Below are 15,872 nucleotides of genomic sequence, written 5' to 3' on the forward strand. Positions count from 1 at the left end.
CGCTATTGTAATGGGCGAAACGGCAGGTGCCAGCGAAACCCGACAGAGAGTTAGATAAATCTTGCGTGACAGCCCTGAATTCGACCTGAGCGCCGCATTGCTCGACTGGTATGACCGTCACGCGCGGCACATGCCATGGCGCGTAGGGCCTGCGGATCGTGCCGCAGGCGTGCAGCCAGACCCCTATCGCGTCTGGTTGTCCGAAGTAATGCTGCAACAAACAACCGTTGCTGCCGTACGTGATTACTTCATGCGTTTCACCTCGCGCTGGCCAACCGTTCATGATCTGGCCGCCGCGCCGGATGATCAGGTGATGGGCGAATGGGCAGGGCTTGGCTACTACGCCCGCGCCCGCAACCTGCTGAAATGCGCCCGGGTCGTGGCGGATCAGCATGACGGGCGGTTCCCCGACACCTATGACGCCCTGCTGAACCTACCGGGGATCGGCCCCTACACCGCTGCCGCCATCGCATCCATTGCCTTTGACCGGCCCGAGACCGTGCTGGACGGCAATGTCGAGCGTGTCATGGCGCGGCTTTGTGACATTCATGATCCACTGCCCGGATCGAAACCAGTTCTGAAGGCCAAGGCCGCCGCGCTGACGCCGGATCAGCGCCCCGGCGACCATGCGCAGGCGGTGATGGATCTGGGCGCAACGATCTGCACCCCGAAATCCCCCGCCTGCGGCATCTGCCCCCTGCGTGACCCCTGTCTGGCCCGCATCGCAGGAACGCAGGCAGAATTGCCCCGGAAGACCCCGAAAAAGCCAAAACCCACCCGCCTCGGGCATATCTACATCGCCCAGCGCCGGGACGGAGCGTTGCTGCTGGAGCGTCGTCCCGACAAAGGGCTGTTGGGCGGAATGCTGGGCTGGCCGGGCTCGGACTGGTCGGATGCACCAGCCGAGGCACCTCCGTTCCGCGCCGACTGGAACCTGCTGCCCGGCGAAGTGCGCCACACCTTCACTCATTTCCATCTGGTTCTGCGTATCTGGACAGCGGACCTGCCTGAGCAAGAAACACCAAACGGCCTGACGATACTGCCCAAACACGATTTCAAACCCAGCGACCTGCCAACCGTGATGCGCAAGGCCCACGATCTGTGGCGCGGGCAATAAGCCCGTTGTGCCCCATTGGGTCGCCCGGCTAGGCTGCCCATACCGGTTCGGAGCACGAATGATGATCACAACAGAGACCCTGACCCGCTGGCAAACGGCTCTGCCCTTCTGGGTGTCCTTTCTGCTGGTTCCCCTGATCTGGATCACAGCCATCGCAGGCGGCTGGTGGGTTCTGCTGATCCCGCTGACGACCTGGTGGGCCTTTGCCGCGCTGGACCGCCTGACCGGCCTTAACCTGGACAATGCCGATCCCGAAACGCCAGACGATGTGCTGCGTTGGTACATCCTGCTGACCAAGCTTTGGGTGCCGGTTCAGTTTGTCACCCTGTTTGGCCTGATCTGGTATGTCACGCACACCGATCACCTGTCAGGCTGGTCCAAGGTCGGGCTGTTTTTCGGTATGGGCATCCTCTCGGGTACGGTTGGCATCAACTACAGCCACGAGCTGATGCACCAGAAATCCCGGCTGGAACGCTGGCTGGGCGATATCCTGCTTGCCATGGTCCTCTATTCCCATTTCCGGTCCGAACATCTGTTGGTCCATCACCGCTATGTCGGCACTCCACGCGACCCGGTGACCGCGCGGTATAACGAGGGCTTCCACCGCTTCTACCCGCGCGTCCTGCTGCAATGCCTCATGTCCGCCTTCAAAGCCGAGCGGGACAAGCTGGCCCGCAAGGATCGCCCCTGGACCGACCCGTCGAACCCGTTCTGGCGGTATTGGGCGCTGCAAGGCGGAATGCTGGCGCTTGCGGCCCTGATCGGCGGATGGTCCGGGTTGGGGCTGTTCCTGCTGCAAGCGGGCGTGGCGATCTGGCAGTTGGAACTGGTGAACTACGTCGAACATTACGGGCTGACCCGGAAACATATCGGCGACGGGAAATACGAACATGTTCTGCCGCGCCATTCCTGGAACGCCTCGCAAAAGGCGTCAAACTGGTTGCTGATCAACCTGCAACGCCATTCGGATCACCACTACAAACCCAACCGGCGCTTTCCGTTGCTGCAAAACCACGCAAAAGAGGACGCGCCGCAATTGCCCCATGGCTACCCGGTCATGACGGTGGCCGCGATGATCCCGCCCTTGTGGCGGCGCGTCATGAACCCCCGTGTGCGGGCCTGGCGGCGGCAATACTACCCCGAGATCACCGATTGGCATCCCTACAACAAGGCGCAGAACCCCCAGCCAAATGCGTGACCGCAGCGCGCCCTGCGCGCTGCCCGGCCCAACCGAAGGCGCTGCATCTTCGATGCAGCAACGACGGGCGGGAGCCCCTCAGTACACCCAGATATCCATGGGGTCGGCCACGCCGCGCACGGCCTGAGCGCTGCGCCTAGTGAATCCTTCCATCGCGTATGCGGGGCTTTCCTGCGACGCCTGAGCCCGCAGCGCGTCACTGACCACAACGCGTGCCTTATAGTCGCGCGTCATCGCCTCAAGCTTGGCAGCGACATTCACCGCATCGCCGATCACCGCAAATTCCAAACGGTTGGCCCCGATATCACCCAACACGACCGAGCCATAGTGGACCCCGATCCCCACATGAATCTCAACCTCGCCCGCGCGACGGCGTTCCAGATTCCAGCGGTCGATCATGTCCACCATCGCCCGCGCACAGCCCAGCGCGTTGGTGGCATCCAGCGGCGTCGGGACCGGCGTGCCAAACGTGGCCATCAACCCATCACCCAGATATTTGTCCAGAGTCCCATGATGACGAAACACCTCGGTCTCCATCCGGGCATGGAACCCGCGCAGAACCTCGATCACCTCATACGGGTCGCGACCCGCCGCAAACTTGGTGAAGCCCACGATATCGATGAACAGAACCGCGATGTTTTCCTTGCGCACCTGTTTCAACGGCTCGTCATTCTGGCTGAGTTCATCGACCACATTGGGCGAGAAATAGCGCGACAGGTTCGCCCGCTCGCGTTCCAGCCCCGCATTGGTCATCAACAGCCGGTTCAGCCGCCGCATGGACACGCCCAGCGTCACCGCGACCATTACAAACACGATCACCTCCTGGATGCGCAGTTCGGCCCGGAAACTGTTTGGATCCAACATTTCGGCCACATCCGGATAGCCCTGCAACGCATCCGCCACCCGCTCGCTGATCCCGGGGAAGGGGGTGGCGATCCACCAGGCAATGATCCACCCAGCAGTCCATACCCCTGCGGTCCACGACCCGATGGCAATCACCGTGCGCCAGGAATAAGCCAGCGTGCCCGCCGCCAGAATGATGAAGAAATACTGGAAATTGTCGAACCGGTACTGCATCGCCAGCGGTCGGACATCGTCGCTGAACGGGTTGGGTACGATCATGCCCAAGGTCATGATCAGCAGATCGACAAAGATCAGCAACAGCTCAGCCCGCGATTGCCCCACCCGGCCCGCGCGGCGGATCAGCCAGCCATTGGCGCAGAGCAGCAGCAGGATGAAGTGATACCACAACACCTCCCACTGCGGGTTCAGATAGATCAGCAACACCCCGGTCAGCCCCATCGCGATCCAGCGGGCGCGAACGGCCAGTTCCAGCCCCTCACGCTTGTGCTGTTCCAGCGCGGCTTCGGTATATTTGTTGTCCAGATCGAAATTGTCGGGCCGGGTGACAAAGAACCTTTCAAAACGCGAGGGGCTGGCGCTGGTGTCTGTCATGACGGGTCGCTCTCGTACCAGGTATCAGGATGATCCCATGCAACCATTCCTGCGACCAAAACAAAAGACCCCGCCGGATGATCGGCGGGGCAAGGCGTAGTGCCATGTGTCAGGTCACAGGCACCGGCGGTTTTCGTGAAATCAGTTCATTTCCGCGCGAATCTGCTGGCGCAGCACGTCAATCGGCACCGTCTTGCCGTCGCGCTTGAAACACCAGTATGTCCAGCCATTGCAGGACGGCGCGTTTTCCAGATGTGCGCCGACCTGATGGATCGAACCTTTGACGTTGTCGCCCACCAGCGTCCCGTCGGCGCGGACCTTGGCCTTGTGGCGCTGGTTCATCGAATACAGCTCTTCGCCCGGGCGCAGCATGCCGCGTTCAACCAACTGGCCAAAGGGCACGCGCGGTTCGGCGCGTTTGCTGGCGCTGACTTCCAGCGCCTCACGGTCGAATTTACGGACCTTGGAAATACGTTTCTCGGCCACCTTGCGATAGCTTTCCTCGCGCTCGATGCCGATGAACTCGCGTCCCAGCATCTTGGCAACCGCACCGGTCGTGCCGGTGCCAAAGAACGGGTCCAGAATCACATCCCCCGGATTGGTCGAGCCGATTAGAACCCGGTGCAGCAACGATTCCGGTTTCTGCGTCGGATGTGCCTTGTCGCCGTTTTCATCCTTGAGCCGTTCATGCCCGGTGCAGATCGGCAGCACCCAGTCGCTGCGCATCTGCACGCCTTCGTTCAGGGCTTTCAGCGCCTCGTAGTTGAACGTGTATTTCGCACCTTCGCGCTTGGACGCCCAGATCATCGTCTCATGCGCGTTGGTGAATCGCTTGCCGCGGAAGTTTGGCATCGGGTTCGACTTGCGCCAGACCACGTCGTTCAGGATCCAGTAGCCGGCATCCTGCAGGGCCGAACCCACGCGGAAGATGTTGTGGTACGACCCGATCACCCAGATCGCGCCATTGGGTTTCAGGAGACGGTGCGCCGCCTTCAGCCAATCACGGGTGAACTGGTCATAAGCGCCAAAGCTGGAAAACTGATCCCAGTGGTCGTCAACCGCATCCACCTGAGAGTTATCCGGGCGATGCAATTGCCCCTTGAGCTGCAAATTATACGGAGGATCCGCAAAGATCAGGTCAACCGACGCCTCGGGCAGACTGTTCATCACATCGATGCAGTCCCCGGATAGAATCGTGTTTAAAGGGAGCGCTTTTGCGCCCTTTTTGGTGGTTGTTGTCATTTTACTGCCTCAAGTATCCACGGCGCTTTTGCGCTCATTTGGTTGAGACAAGGATGAGTCAAAGACGATTCGCCGTCAATTTCTTTTTTGAATCAGCGACTTACGATTTGCTCTTGATACAAGATATTGTGGACAGGCTTGAACGAACGTCTATGGTGTGGGGTCACACCAAGATTTTGCAGCGCCTCCTTGTGTTGTTTTGACGGATAACCTGCGTTTGTCTCCCACCCATAGCCCGGATGCTGTTGCGCCAAATCCACCATCACCTGATCACGCCAGTTTTTCGCAAGGATCGAGGCCGCCGCGATCGACACCGATCGCGCATCCCCTTTGACAACCGCCTGCGAAGGGATTTTCAGGCCGCGCGGTATCATATTGCCATCGATCAGCAAAAAATCGGGCGCAGGGTCCAGGGCCGCCACCGCCCGCGCCATGGCCAGATGCGAGGCGCGCAGGATGTTGAGCTCGTCGATTTCTTCCACCGACGCCTCGGCAATCGCAAATTCGGCGCTGTCCCGCAAGGCCGTGTCCAAAGCGGCGCGGCGCTTGGCGGTCAGTTTCTTGGAATCGTTCAACCCGTCGGGAATATCGTCGGGGTTCAGAATCACCGCAGCCGCCACAACCGGCCCGGCCAGCGGGCCGCGCCCGACCTCATCAACACCTGCGACACGCAGATGCCCCCGGTCCAGCAGGGCCTGCTCAAGTTCAAAATTCGGTACCATCATCCCTTTGGCAAACCGCGTTTCACGACCGACCGCAAGAAAAAAGAGAGGGCAGCTTGCGCCGCCCCCTCTCTTGCGCGGCGCTTCTTGCGGCACCGCTCCTGCTCGTGACCGATTACTGGTAAACCACGCGGTATCCTTGCTGGCGCAGGCACGCGGGTTCATACCCCCGCTTGACCTTTTTGCCGTTCCAGAAACCGACCTTGCATTGGTTGGGCAGGCTATTGGCATGTTTGTAGTGTTTCTTCAGGCATTTTGGCCCAAGCAACTGCCGGTTGGGTCCGTAGCCTTTGATTGTCCGCAGGCACCGGTGCGGCAGGTCATATCGCGCCACGCGTTTCGGAACCGGGCGAACATGTGGATGTACGATCTTCGGTTCCTTGTACACGTGATGATACTGGCGGCTCGGCCGATCCCTGCGCTTTTCCTTGTTATAGTGATTGACCGCCGCGCCGATGATGGCAATTGCGGCCAGCCCGCCAAGAATGTCCCCGGTATCTGCAGCCCGCGCTTGCGAGGCGGAGACGCCGGTAACGGCAATGGCGGTGGCGACGATCAGGGCGATGAATTTGCGGTGCATGATGCATGTCCTTTCGCAACTTGGGGCGGACCCGCTAAGGACCGCGAATGTGATGCCCCGACACTGGGCCCGCCCCCTTCAGACAAGCAATAACGCGCGGTTGTTATCGAATATCAGCCGCGTCTAACCCCTTATGTTATTGAATATCCCGGCCACCCATGCGCAGGATGCGGCCTATGAAACAGATCCTCTCTTCTCTGGTCATTGCGACCCTGTTATCGGTGGGCTCCTCTGCTTTGGCGGCGGATTGCTATGCCGACTACAAGGCCAAACAGGACAATCCGTTGCGCCTGCATTACGGCGTGATGCAGGTGTCTTCGTGCAAAAAAGGGCAGGCAAAGCAGGAGGTCGCGCAGCGCCTGCGCGGGTCCGGCTGGACCTTGCTGAACGTCATGTCGGTGTTTGGGCCGGAAGGGTTGGATCAAAGGAAGGCCAATGCCGGAAAATTCTATCTCCGTTTCTGACGCAAGACGCTCCGGGGTTCGACTGGTCGGGCTGGGCATTGCTGCCATCCTGGCCATTCTCGTGACCGCAGCCGCATTTCTGTTCTGGACCCTGCCCGACGCCAACGCCTTCAACGCACGGGTCGAAAGGCTGTTTGTCGAAAGCGACCTGACCACGCAGGCCGAAATCCGGCTGTTGGAGATTCTGGCCCAATCCGGCACCGCCTTTGCCGATACGCTGGCCAGCTATCGGATGGTCATCTATGTGCTGCTTGTCTTTTCCTGCGCGATGCTGATTTCGGCCTTTGTGTTTCTGGTGATGCTGGTGCTGCTGAACCGGCGCATGGCACAGATCGAACGCACCGGGATTCAGGTGACCTCGCTTTTGATCAGCCGCGAGGAAAACACGGTTTACCTCAACAACATGGACTTCAAACTGACCCCTGCCGCGATGGAAACCCTGTCCATTCTGGCCGAATCCCGCCTTGACGACGAGGTCCTGTCAGGTGCCCAGATCGAGGCGATGATCTCGGGCCGTGATGCAGCCGATTGTGACGAGGCAGCCGGGGCCACCCGTATCAAACGCCTTCGCGACGCGTTGGGCAACCAGATGGTCAGCGAATTGTTGGTCAAGAATATCGCCAAAAAGGGCTATATGCTGTCCATCGAAAAGGACGTCATCCAGATGGTGTGACCCGGCGCAGCGGAAAAACTGGGCCGTGCCCCTTGGAATAAAGACCGGAAAACCCCATTATTTTGGGACCCCATGGCAAGGGAGGTCGATCATGAACGTCCACGCCACACCAAGACCCAAAGGTTACGGAATCTCTGTCGAGCCGTTGAAAGGCAGAATTGCCATTTACCGGAACGACATTCTTCTGGCCGAGAGCCACAATGCCAAGGTGATGTATGAGACACGGCTGCCGCCCACCCTCTACATCCCGCGCGCGGATTTGTGCGTGGACCTGAGTTCGGAAACCGAACTGCAGACCTTTTGCCCGTTCAAGGGCACCGCGACCTATCATGACATCAACCTGCCGGGTGAGCATCTGACCAATTCCGTCTGGGCCTATGAAGACGCGCTGCCGGAAAGCATCGCGATTCAGGGCCATATCGGGTTCATGCCCGGCGCCTATACCGAGATCGATCTGGGCCAGAACCAACTGCGCGAACCTGATGACGGGAACATCAGCGGCCCCTTGATTGATTGGCTGATGCGCGGTGCCTCAACCGCCAATACGCCCGAGGCGTTTACAGAAGCGCTGGCCGAGAAAATGCTGGAACACGGGATCGCGATTCAACGCCTCAGCATTCTGGCCTGGTCGCTTCATCCCCTGATCGTGGGCAAGCATTATATCTGGGAAAAGGATCAGGCCGAGATTCTGACCCACGCACCAACCTACGAGATCCATGACCATCCGGCGTTTATCAACAGCCCGCTGCGTCATGTTTCCAACGGGCTGGGTGGCGTGCGGCAACGGCTGAACGACGAGAACCCCCATAACAGTTTCCCGATCATGGAGGATTTGAGGGCCAAGGGCGCAACGGACTATGTCGCCATGCCGCTGCCGTTTTCGGACGGGCGCACCAATGTTCTGACCCTGACCTGCGATCACCCCAACGGCTTCACGACCGAAAATCTTGGGCTGGTTTTTGAATGCTCGGCCGTGATCGCTCGGTATTACGAAGTGTTCATGCAGCGCGAGAACGCGCAGGTTCTGCTGGAAACCTATGTCGGCAAACGATCCGGGGCGCGGGTTCTGGGTGGTGAAATCCGTCGCGGCGACGGGGATGAGATTGATGCGGCGATCATGTTCTGCGATCTGCGCAATTCGACCAGCCTTGAAGAGAAATTGGGACGTGCGGCTTATATCAACCTTCTGAATGAGTTTTTCGAAACCGTATCCGGCATCGTTCACGACAATGGGGGAGAAGTTCTGAAATTCATCGGCGACGCTGTGCTTGCTGTCTTTCCGGCCATCGACGACCCCGCGGTCGCGCGAGAAAGCGCGCAACGTACGGCAATTGGAATTGTCGAACGACTGGGCGAGTTGCGGCAAGCCGGCACCGACACCCATTGCGATTGCTCGATCGGTCTGGCCTATGGGCGTGTGACCTATGGCAATGTCGGCTCGCGCGAAAGGTTGGATTTCACCGTGATCGGTCAGGCTGCCAATGTCGCCGCCCGGTTGGGGGAGTTCGGCAAAACCGTTGGGCACCGCATCGTAGTTTCGGAAGACATCGCGCCGGCCTGCGCACATGCGCAGCCCTTGGGCGAGGTCGCGTTGCATAATGTGTCCAAGCCGGTCAGATCCTATGCTTTGCGCACATCTGCAGATGACATCCTGAATTCTTAGCTTACCCGTGCTTCGATCCGGGTCGTCCGACCAGAAGTGCAATCATAGTCTTCGGCGAACCCAGTTTCGCCAAAGACGGTTCATCCCGTGACTTGTTCGGCCATCAAAGGATTACCCGGCCCCCAGCAGGATCAGCGCGGTCTGCGCAGGAGAGATCGTGTTCTGCAACTGCGCGATCTGGCTGCGCGCAAGGTAGGTATCGGTCAGGCGGGACACAGCGCCCTCATCCGTGAATTGCGACAGATCTTCAGAGCCCGTCAGACTGAACAAACGCTCTTTGAACTCGACCAATTGCGTATCAATGTCCAACTGCCCGAAGGACGCAGGTAATCCCAATGCCGTTTCCATCATGCTGCGCAGCGGCGGTAACCCCATCAGATCGAACCACTTCGTGTCCGTGCTTGTATCCGCCTCAGCCAGTTCGGTCAGTGCGTGTTGCGCATAAAGGGTGATGCGCATGGACTCATCCGAGTCACCTACCGAGATCTCGAAACGTGCGGTCATGTTGTCCTGTGCGACCTGCTCCATAAGCGATGCAAATCCGGTCCGCCGCACCTGACCGGGGCCAAATCCGAAAGCGTCCGAGAACTCGCGATACCGCTTGTCGGCCAGCCGGTTGGACAAGGCGTCATCGGCGCTGGTTCCATCCTCAAGGATCTTGCGGATGAAGAAGCGGTTATCCAGATCACCCTCAAGCCCAAACGCCCCAAGTGCGACTTGCAACAGCCTCCGATCCGACACCAGTTGTTCGGCTGTTTCGACCTGACCGATGTTTTCCAGAAAATACCGTGTCTCTCGCTCGTTGATGTTCGAGGTCGAAAAGGCCTGAAACTGCGAATCGTACGTGCGTTGCAGAAAGCGCCAGCCGACCAGCCCGCCAGTGGGTATGACGGGTTGGAAGGTCATTGCTGATAGGCCATCAAACGCTCTTCCCTCGGCAATAGCGAGCGGAGCGATTTCAGACATTTATAATAATGCTCGGCCACCAGCGCATCGGTTGCTTCGGTCAGAACGCGCCGGCTGTCGGCATCGGTGAAAACCTGACTCAGTTCTTCAACGCGGCGCAGCAGTTGTTGTCTTGCGGAAACAGGATCCATATCCCCGGACAGAACAAGCTGCGCGGCGTAACAGACACGACGGACGGGTGTATTCACCTCATCCGGGTGAATGGCATCTCGCAACCTCAGCACATTGGCCTGCGGCGTCATGATCGAGAACCGGCTGCGTCGATCCCCGTTTTCAATGACAACGCCGTTGATCAGAACCCTCTCTTTCGGGGCCAATTTCAGGACCAGCCCCCCCATCACGCGGCCCCACCCTGACGCAGCCCGCGCAGAACTGCGGTGTTGATTTCCAACAAGGGATCAATGGTTGCGTTGTTGGTCAGAACCTGACTGCTGTGATGTTCGGTAAACTCCGCCAGATAGAAAATGCGGGCCCGCAGGTCTTTGGGCAGGGCGTTATCCGAGTCAGACACGCCCGTTGCAAGAACCGTCCACAGACGCCGGTTTTCATGCACGGCCTGAACAAATCCGGCAAAATCAGTTGACTTGCGTGCTGCGGCCGCTTTGAGACGGCGCGTGATTTTCGAAATCGCCTCGAATTCAGTATCGCGAGGCGTTCGAATAGGGGCAGCGGTTTGCGCGTAGGCGTTGTGAGCAAGCATTTGCGGGGTCACTTGAAATCCTTCCAATAGGCCGTCTTCATGCGGTCAATGCCGGGGCGCGAAACCCGCGCCCCGACGAGGTTCCGGAATTAACGGAACAGCGACAGGATCGACTGTGGCGCCTGGTTGGCAATCGACAGCGATTGGGTTGCCAGCTGCTGCTGTACCTGCAGGGCCTGCAACCGAGCCGAGGTCTCTTCCATGTCGGCATCAACCAGCGAGCCGATACCGGACTTGAACGAGTCGGTCAGTTTCGAAACGAAATCCTGCTGGGTTTCGATCCGACCCTGCACGGACCCAAAGGCCGCCGCCGCGTCGATCGAGGTATCGATCAGCGTTTCGATCGTGCCCAGTGCTGCCGCTGCACCTGCATCGGTCGACACGTCAATTGAGCTCAGCGCACCCAGACCGCCAGAACCCGCGTTGGTGAACTGAGCAGAGATAGAAATGTCCTGATCCGCATCAGCACCTGCAGCGGCGGTACCCGTCGCGAAGGACAGGGTGTTCGGCGCACTGGACGCGTCATAATCAACGGCAAGACCCGTGATACCCAGTGCATCGATCTCATTCTTCAGGCCGACCGCGACCAGAGCATCGGTGTAGTTCTCGTCATAGGTTCCCGACGGATCAAGATCGCTGTCCTGGATCGTATATGACACTTTCTGATCGCCAACGCGGATCGACACGCTGTCACCGACTTCGAAGTTGTCCGTCGAACTGTCGATGAGAATGTCGCCAGTGCCCGTGGTGCGGTCCATGGTGAAGCCTGCCACGTCATTGTCGGTTGTCGCACCGTCCGAACCGGCAAGAACGCCCTTGGCCGTATACCCACCAATCGACAGGTCCTGGCTGGCCACCGAAATCGACGCAGAGTTCACGGCACCGGTGCCATCACGGTCAAGCGAGGACAGGATCGAGACAGTGCCCGCGGTCCCATCCACCAGGTTGAGACCGTTGAACTGCGCGGCCCCGACAACCGATGCGATCTGATCGCGCAACGCGGTCACGTCGTCATTGATCTTGGCGCGGTCAACATTGCCTTCCTGCGCGGCAACGATTTTACCCTTCATCTGGGTCAGCAGGTCGGTCACCGTTTCCGACGCATTCCGCGCTACGGCAACGGTGGATTCACCCAGTGACAGGCTGTCCTTGATGGCGTTGAAGCCTTTGACGTCCGACTCCATGACTTTGGAGATCGCCCACACGGCCGAATTGTCCTTGGCGGTCGCGACATCCTTACCGGTCGAGATCGCGTTCTGGGTCATTTCAAGGTTCTTGTTGACCGACTTCAGGGTCTGCAGCGCAACCATTGCGCCATTGTTTGTCAGAATGCTGGACATAGCTTTCATCCTTTTCCGTTCGGGCCTTTTGCGCCCAGTTTCACCCCGCAATGCCTGCGGGCTTTGCTGTCGTTCTGACCTGTGCGACGCACCCTGAGGCCGTTCGCGCCACCTGTGTTCATCAAGTGCAGGGACACTCTTGACCGTGATCCCCTAACGGAGTGCTAAAACGCCCAACCCGGAAATTTCGGATTTGAATCAAACCGACGGCTGTGCCCGTTTTTCCAGCTTTGCATGGCTGCGCACCTTGTACCCGTTGCGCTGGCCATCTGCGCCGTAGGTGCTGAATTCCTGACGTACCCGGCGCAGTTCGGCCATGCGGGCGGCCACGGCGCGGATGCCGTCTGCCGCGCTGTTCAGCAGGGCCTGATTGCGTTCGACCTTTTGCTGAACGCGAATCAACTCGGCACTGTCGCGAACCTGAAGATCGTTGATCGCACCGATCAGCTTTTCTTTTTCCGGCACCATCAGGGTCAGGCGATCCAGATCACCGTCAACCAGTGCTGCACGTTCAAGGTCCAGAATCTCTTCCAGCGACCGGATCAGAATCGTATCGGAATCAGCTGTCATTTCCGCGCTCCATCATTGATTTGAGTAAAAGTTCCGACAGCCCGACGCCGCCGGACTGGGCCAGTTGTCGTGCTTGATGCTGAACCAGAAAGGACGAGAACTGATCCTCTTCGGCCCCGCCGCCGAACGAGTCGCGCGATTCCCCCAGACCGGCGGATTTCAACATCTCCGCCAGGAATGCGGCCTCAAGCTCAACGGTTGCAGACCTGAGCTTATCCGTGGTTGGAACCGGTGGGGGGAGGGCCGAAACCTTCATTGCTTTCTCCGAAAATTGCATCGAACTTTCTCGATCAAAGAGGAAAGCGGTTAAAATAAATGTAACTTCCTGAGGGCAGATTTCCGGTCACACAAGACGGAGCCGGAGCAAAATGCCCAACCCGCTGACACTGGCGACAAACGCGCCCACATCGACTGCCAAACCCGAGGTTGCGACGCACGAATCGGATGCGTCAAAAAAGACGGCGCATTTTCAGGACATTCTGGATCAGCAGGACTCTGCGCCGAAACAAGATCCCATACCCGAGGTGACAGAAGAAGGGGCTGATTTACCCGAAGCCAAGATTGCCGCCGACGGGCCCGATATCGAAGCCGAGCCTCCTGCCCCCACGCTCGCTGTGGGCGAGGTCAAGCCGGTGCCGGTTGGCGAACGTGCCATTGAACAGGCGCCGCCCACGGGGAAAACAGTGCAAACACAAGTGACGATTGGCACACAGACGGTGCCGCAAACTTTGGAAGCTGGCCCGGCGGCACAAGCAACGATCCTGCATGACCCCGCCCCGCCCAAAGACGTACAAGCAGCCGTGCCGCAGCCGGACACGCGAAACAACGCCCCGCCCAATGCGTCGCCTGCAGCCACGCAGGTGAATATTGGAACGCCCGTCGAATCGGCTTTCGCGGCACGTTCAACAAACGGGCCGGAGCTGTCATCCAAAGGGCAGGTGACAATGCATCGGGATGCCCCAAAGATCGCGAGCGACCTGCCAAAATCACCGCAGTCGCAGGTGCCAATGGATCGACCTCCCAGCACCGCTCAGATGCAGATTCTGGCGACGGCCACCCCTCGTGAGGTTGAAAAACCGGGACCTGTCGAGAAACCAGAGGCTCTGCCTGTTATGGCCGATGAGCCGGTGTTGCAATCTTCGCGTGAATCGGCCCCGTCACTCAGCGCGCCCGCACAGACGGCGCGGGCCGAGGTCGCACGGGCCATTGCCGGACAAATGGCCGCGGCGGTGCAGGCGCGGCCCGGGTCAGGCGCGATCGAGATTGCACTGAACCCCGAAGAATTGGGGCGGGTTTCAATCGTACTGAATGGCCGCGATGACGGGTTTTATGTCACGATTGCCGCCGAGCGTCCTGAAACGCTGGACCTGATGCGCCGACATATTGCCGTGTTGAACGCCGAGTTCCAGAAGCTTGGCTATGGCGATCAGTCCTTCGATCTGGGCACGTCTTCGGACCTTCGGCAGGACGCGCGCGATCCCAACACCTCTGGCTTTGTCGAGATGCCATCCGAAGAAGCGGCGGTCCATACAAATGCAATTCCACAGAAATCGGCCCCGGGCAGGGGCATCGATATGAGGTTATGACAATGATAAACCCAACCCAGCTTGCGCAAAGCACAAGCCAGACTCAGACGGCAGCCAGCACTCAAAGCTCGGCCATTGCATCCGATTTCGAAACCTTTCTGCTGATGATGACCACACAGGCCCAGAATCAGGACCCGTTGGAGCCGATGGATTCCACCGAATACGCCTCGCAGCTTGCGCAGTTTTCGATGGTTGAGCAGCAGGTGCAGACCAATGATCTGCTGTCCTCGCTGACAGCCAGCATGGGGGGTCTGAACCTTGGCGAACTGGCGAATTGGGTTGGAATGGACGTGCGCTCGACCGCGGGATTCCGGTTTGAAAACGCGCCCGTGACCTTGTTCGCCCAGCCCGATGATGCGGTGGACAAAGCGACGATGATCATCCGGGACGAACAAGGCGCGGTTGTCAGCCGGACAGATGTGCCGCTGGATCAGACCGAGTTTATCTGGGCTGGTACCGACGCCGACGGCAATCCGCTGCCCCCCGGAACCTACACGGCCACGCTCCGCAGTTTTCAGGATGGTGACCGGTTGTCGGACACGCCCGCCGCCTCATACAGCCGGGTGGTAGAAGCCCAGATCGGAGACGGGTCGATCCTGCTGACCCTTGAAAGCGGGCAGGTTGTTCCCACCGATCAGGTCACAGCCGTGCGCGCGGGCGCTTGAACTGACGGGCCGGGCGGGCCAAAGCTAGGCCATTCGCGACTCGCTTGAAGAACTGGTTAACGCCCTGCCCGACCTGCCCAAACCTCCGCCCGACCTTGTCCAGCAGCTGATCGACAAAGCGCTGGTTCATGAAGGTGCGCGTTTCGAGACCCTATATGGCGGGCGGACCAATCAGGTCTGGAAGGTGCTTGGCGGCGATTGCGACAGGGTTTTGAAACTCTATAGCTCATCCCTGCGCAACCCTCTGTTTGGCAACGATGCCGAACTGGAAGCCCGCTGCCTGAAAGCGCTGGAACCCACCGGATTTGTGCCTCGGCTGCGCGCCGCAGGGCGGCACCAGCAGGACCGCTGGGTGTTCTACGACCACGCGCCCGGATCACCCTGGGACAAGGAGCCCGAGCCGGTGGCCGAGCTGCTTTGGGATTTGCACCGGCAGCAATTTCCGGTTCCGGCACCAGAAGGGTGCAATGGCAGCGCGGATCTGGAACAGCACGGGCTAAGAATCCTTGATCGGTGTTCGTCCCAAACCCTTCAGACGCTGCTGGACTTGCGGCCCTCACACTCGGTCGAACCGATTTCTGATGTTTGCCTGATCCATGGCGATCCTGTGCCGGGCAACATTCTGGTGGCAGATACCGGTTTGACCCTGATCGACTGGCAATGTCCGGCGTTGGGGGATCCTTGTGAGGATTTGGCGATGTTCCTGTCCCCGGCGATGCAGAAACTATACCGGGGGGCGCCTTTGGCGACCGATCAGACAGAACGGTTCCTGACAGCTTATCGGGATAAGGCGATTACGGTCCGGTACAGACAGTTGCACCCATGGTTCGCCTGGCGCATGGCGGCGTATTGTCTGTGGCGGATGGAAAACGGTGCACCGGATTACCGGCACGGTTTGGAACTTGAGATCGAGGCACTGCGCTGATCCGAA

19 protein-coding genes are annotated in these 15,872 nt (G+C 59.3%); 8 read left to right on the forward strand and 11 right to left on the reverse strand.

Annotated elements, in window-relative coordinates; translation table 11 throughout:
- Positions 1-61: 61 nt before the first annotated feature.
- Both mutY and ACR0C9_RS10570 read left to right on the forward strand, forming a co-directional pair.
- On the forward strand, positions 62-1,117 hold the full coding sequence (gene mutY / locus ACR0C9_RS10565; protein WP_480780966.1) for an A/G-specific adenine glycosylase: 1,056 nt from the start codon (positions 62-64) through the stop codon (positions 1,115-1,117).
- A gap of 61 nt (positions 1,118-1,178) precedes the next feature.
- Positions 1,179-2,315 (forward strand): alkane 1-monooxygenase, encoded by a 1,137-nt coding sequence (locus ACR0C9_RS10570; RefSeq protein ID WP_170455414.1) that lies wholly within the window; start codon positions 1,179-1,181, stop codon positions 2,313-2,315.
- A 78-nt stretch (positions 2,316-2,393) separates the two neighbouring features.
- Here ACR0C9_RS10570 and ACR0C9_RS10575 read toward each other — a convergent pair whose 3' ends face one another.
- From ACR0C9_RS10575 to ACR0C9_RS10590, 4 genes are all read right to left on the reverse strand, one after another.
- Positions 2,394-3,770, reverse strand: a complete 1,377-nt coding sequence (locus ACR0C9_RS10575; protein ID WP_480780967.1) for an adenylate/guanylate cyclase domain-containing protein — start codon at positions 3,768-3,770, stop codon at positions 2,394-2,396.
- A 141-nt stretch (positions 3,771-3,911) separates the two neighbouring features.
- A complete protein-coding gene (locus ACR0C9_RS10580) occupies positions 3,912-5,012 on the reverse strand; it encodes a site-specific DNA-methyltransferase (RefSeq protein WP_170737798.1) in 1,101 nt (366 codons plus the stop codon).
- Positions 5,013-5,104: 92 nt separating this feature from the next.
- Positions 5,105-5,737, reverse strand: a complete 633-nt coding sequence (locus tag ACR0C9_RS10585) for a ribonuclease HII (protein ID WP_480780968.1) — start codon at positions 5,735-5,737, stop codon at positions 5,105-5,107.
- A 112-nt stretch (positions 5,738-5,849) separates the two neighbouring features.
- On the reverse strand, positions 5,850-6,314 hold the full coding sequence (locus ACR0C9_RS10590; protein WP_170455268.1) for a hypothetical protein: 465 nt from the start codon (positions 6,312-6,314) through the stop codon (positions 5,850-5,852).
- Positions 6,315-6,490: 176 nt separating this feature from the next.
- On the opposite strand from ACR0C9_RS10590, the gene ACR0C9_RS10595 reads away from it, so the two are divergent.
- The 3 genes from ACR0C9_RS10595 (at position 6,491) to ACR0C9_RS10605 (ending at position 9,114) form a co-directional block, all read left to right on the forward strand.
- A complete protein-coding gene (locus ACR0C9_RS10595) occupies positions 6,491-6,778 on the forward strand; it encodes a hypothetical protein (protein ID WP_170455270.1) in 288 nt (95 codons plus the stop codon).
- A complete protein-coding gene (locus tag ACR0C9_RS10600; protein WP_170523814.1) occupies positions 6,750-7,451 on the forward strand; it encodes a helix-turn-helix domain-containing protein in 702 nt (233 codons plus the stop codon). Before ACR0C9_RS10595 ends, ACR0C9_RS10600 begins: the two co-directional genes overlap by 29 nt.
- Positions 7,452-7,542: 91 nt before the next feature.
- Complete coding sequence (locus tag ACR0C9_RS10605) at positions 7,543-9,114, forward strand: DUF427 domain-containing protein (RefSeq protein WP_480780969.1); 1,572 nt, start codon at positions 7,543-7,545, stop codon at positions 9,112-9,114.
- Between the two features lie 111 nt (positions 9,115-9,225).
- On the opposite strand, the gene ACR0C9_RS10610 is transcribed toward ACR0C9_RS10605, so the two are convergent.
- The 6 genes from ACR0C9_RS10610 to ACR0C9_RS10635 form a co-directional block, all read right to left on the reverse strand.
- Complete coding sequence (locus ACR0C9_RS10610; protein WP_170624631.1) at positions 9,226-10,020, reverse strand: DUF1217 domain-containing protein; 795 nt, start codon at positions 10,018-10,020, stop codon at positions 9,226-9,228.
- Positions 10,017-10,418 carry a flagellar biosynthesis repressor FlbT gene (gene flbT / locus ACR0C9_RS10615; protein ID WP_170455278.1) on the reverse strand — a complete coding sequence of 134 codons (402 nt, stop codon included), beginning with the start codon at positions 10,416-10,418 and terminating at the stop codon, positions 10,017-10,019. Before flbT ends, ACR0C9_RS10610 begins: the two co-directional genes overlap by 4 nt.
- Positions 10,418-10,792 carry a flagellar biosynthesis regulator FlaF gene (gene flaF, locus ACR0C9_RS10620; RefSeq protein ID WP_480780970.1) on the reverse strand — a complete coding sequence of 125 codons (375 nt, stop codon included), beginning with the start codon at positions 10,790-10,792 and terminating at the stop codon, positions 10,418-10,420. Before flaF ends, flbT begins: the two co-directional genes overlap by 1 nt.
- Before the next feature lie 77 nt (positions 10,793-10,869).
- On the reverse strand, positions 10,870-12,120 hold the full coding sequence (locus ACR0C9_RS10625; RefSeq protein WP_480780971.1) for a flagellin N-terminal helical domain-containing protein: 1,251 nt from the start codon (positions 12,118-12,120) through the stop codon (positions 10,870-10,872).
- 198 nt (positions 12,121-12,318) lie between these two features.
- Positions 12,319-12,690 (reverse strand): flagellar biosynthesis protein FlgN, encoded by a 372-nt coding sequence (locus ACR0C9_RS10630; RefSeq protein WP_480780972.1) that lies wholly within the window; start codon positions 12,688-12,690, stop codon positions 12,319-12,321.
- A complete protein-coding gene (locus ACR0C9_RS10635) occupies positions 12,680-12,946 on the reverse strand; it encodes a rod-binding protein (protein WP_480780973.1) in 267 nt (88 codons plus the stop codon). The genes ACR0C9_RS10630 and ACR0C9_RS10635 overlap by 11 nt, the downstream gene beginning before the upstream one ends.
- A 112-nt stretch (positions 12,947-13,058) precedes the next feature.
- Between ACR0C9_RS10635 and ACR0C9_RS10640 the strand changes: the two genes are divergently transcribed.
- Together ACR0C9_RS10640 and ACR0C9_RS10645 are read left to right on the forward strand one after the other, a co-directional pair.
- Positions 13,059-14,276, forward strand: coding sequence for a flagellar hook-length control protein FliK (locus ACR0C9_RS10640; RefSeq protein WP_480780974.1), 1,218 nt, complete (start codon positions 13,059-13,061; stop codon positions 14,274-14,276).
- A 2-nt stretch (positions 14,277-14,278) separates the two neighbouring features.
- Positions 14,279-14,941, forward strand: coding sequence for a flagellar hook capping FlgD N-terminal domain-containing protein (locus ACR0C9_RS10645; protein ID WP_480780975.1), 663 nt, complete (start codon positions 14,279-14,281; stop codon positions 14,939-14,941).
- Here the strand turns inward: ACR0C9_RS10645 and ACR0C9_RS10650 are convergent.
- Positions 14,916-15,071 (reverse strand): hypothetical protein, encoded by a 156-nt coding sequence (locus ACR0C9_RS10650; protein ID WP_170455293.1) that lies wholly within the window; start codon positions 15,069-15,071, stop codon positions 14,916-14,918. The genes ACR0C9_RS10645 and ACR0C9_RS10650 overlap by 26 nt on opposite strands.
- On the opposite strand from ACR0C9_RS10650, the gene ACR0C9_RS10655 reads away from it, so the two are divergent.
- Positions 15,063-15,866 (forward strand): phosphotransferase, encoded by an 804-nt coding sequence (locus ACR0C9_RS10655; RefSeq protein WP_170455416.1) that lies wholly within the window; start codon positions 15,063-15,065, stop codon positions 15,864-15,866. The genes ACR0C9_RS10650 and ACR0C9_RS10655 overlap by 9 nt on opposite strands.
- Positions 15,867-15,872 lie beyond the last annotated feature (6 nt).

The sequence above is a fragment of the Ruegeria sp. C12 genome (genome assembly GCF_056537745.1).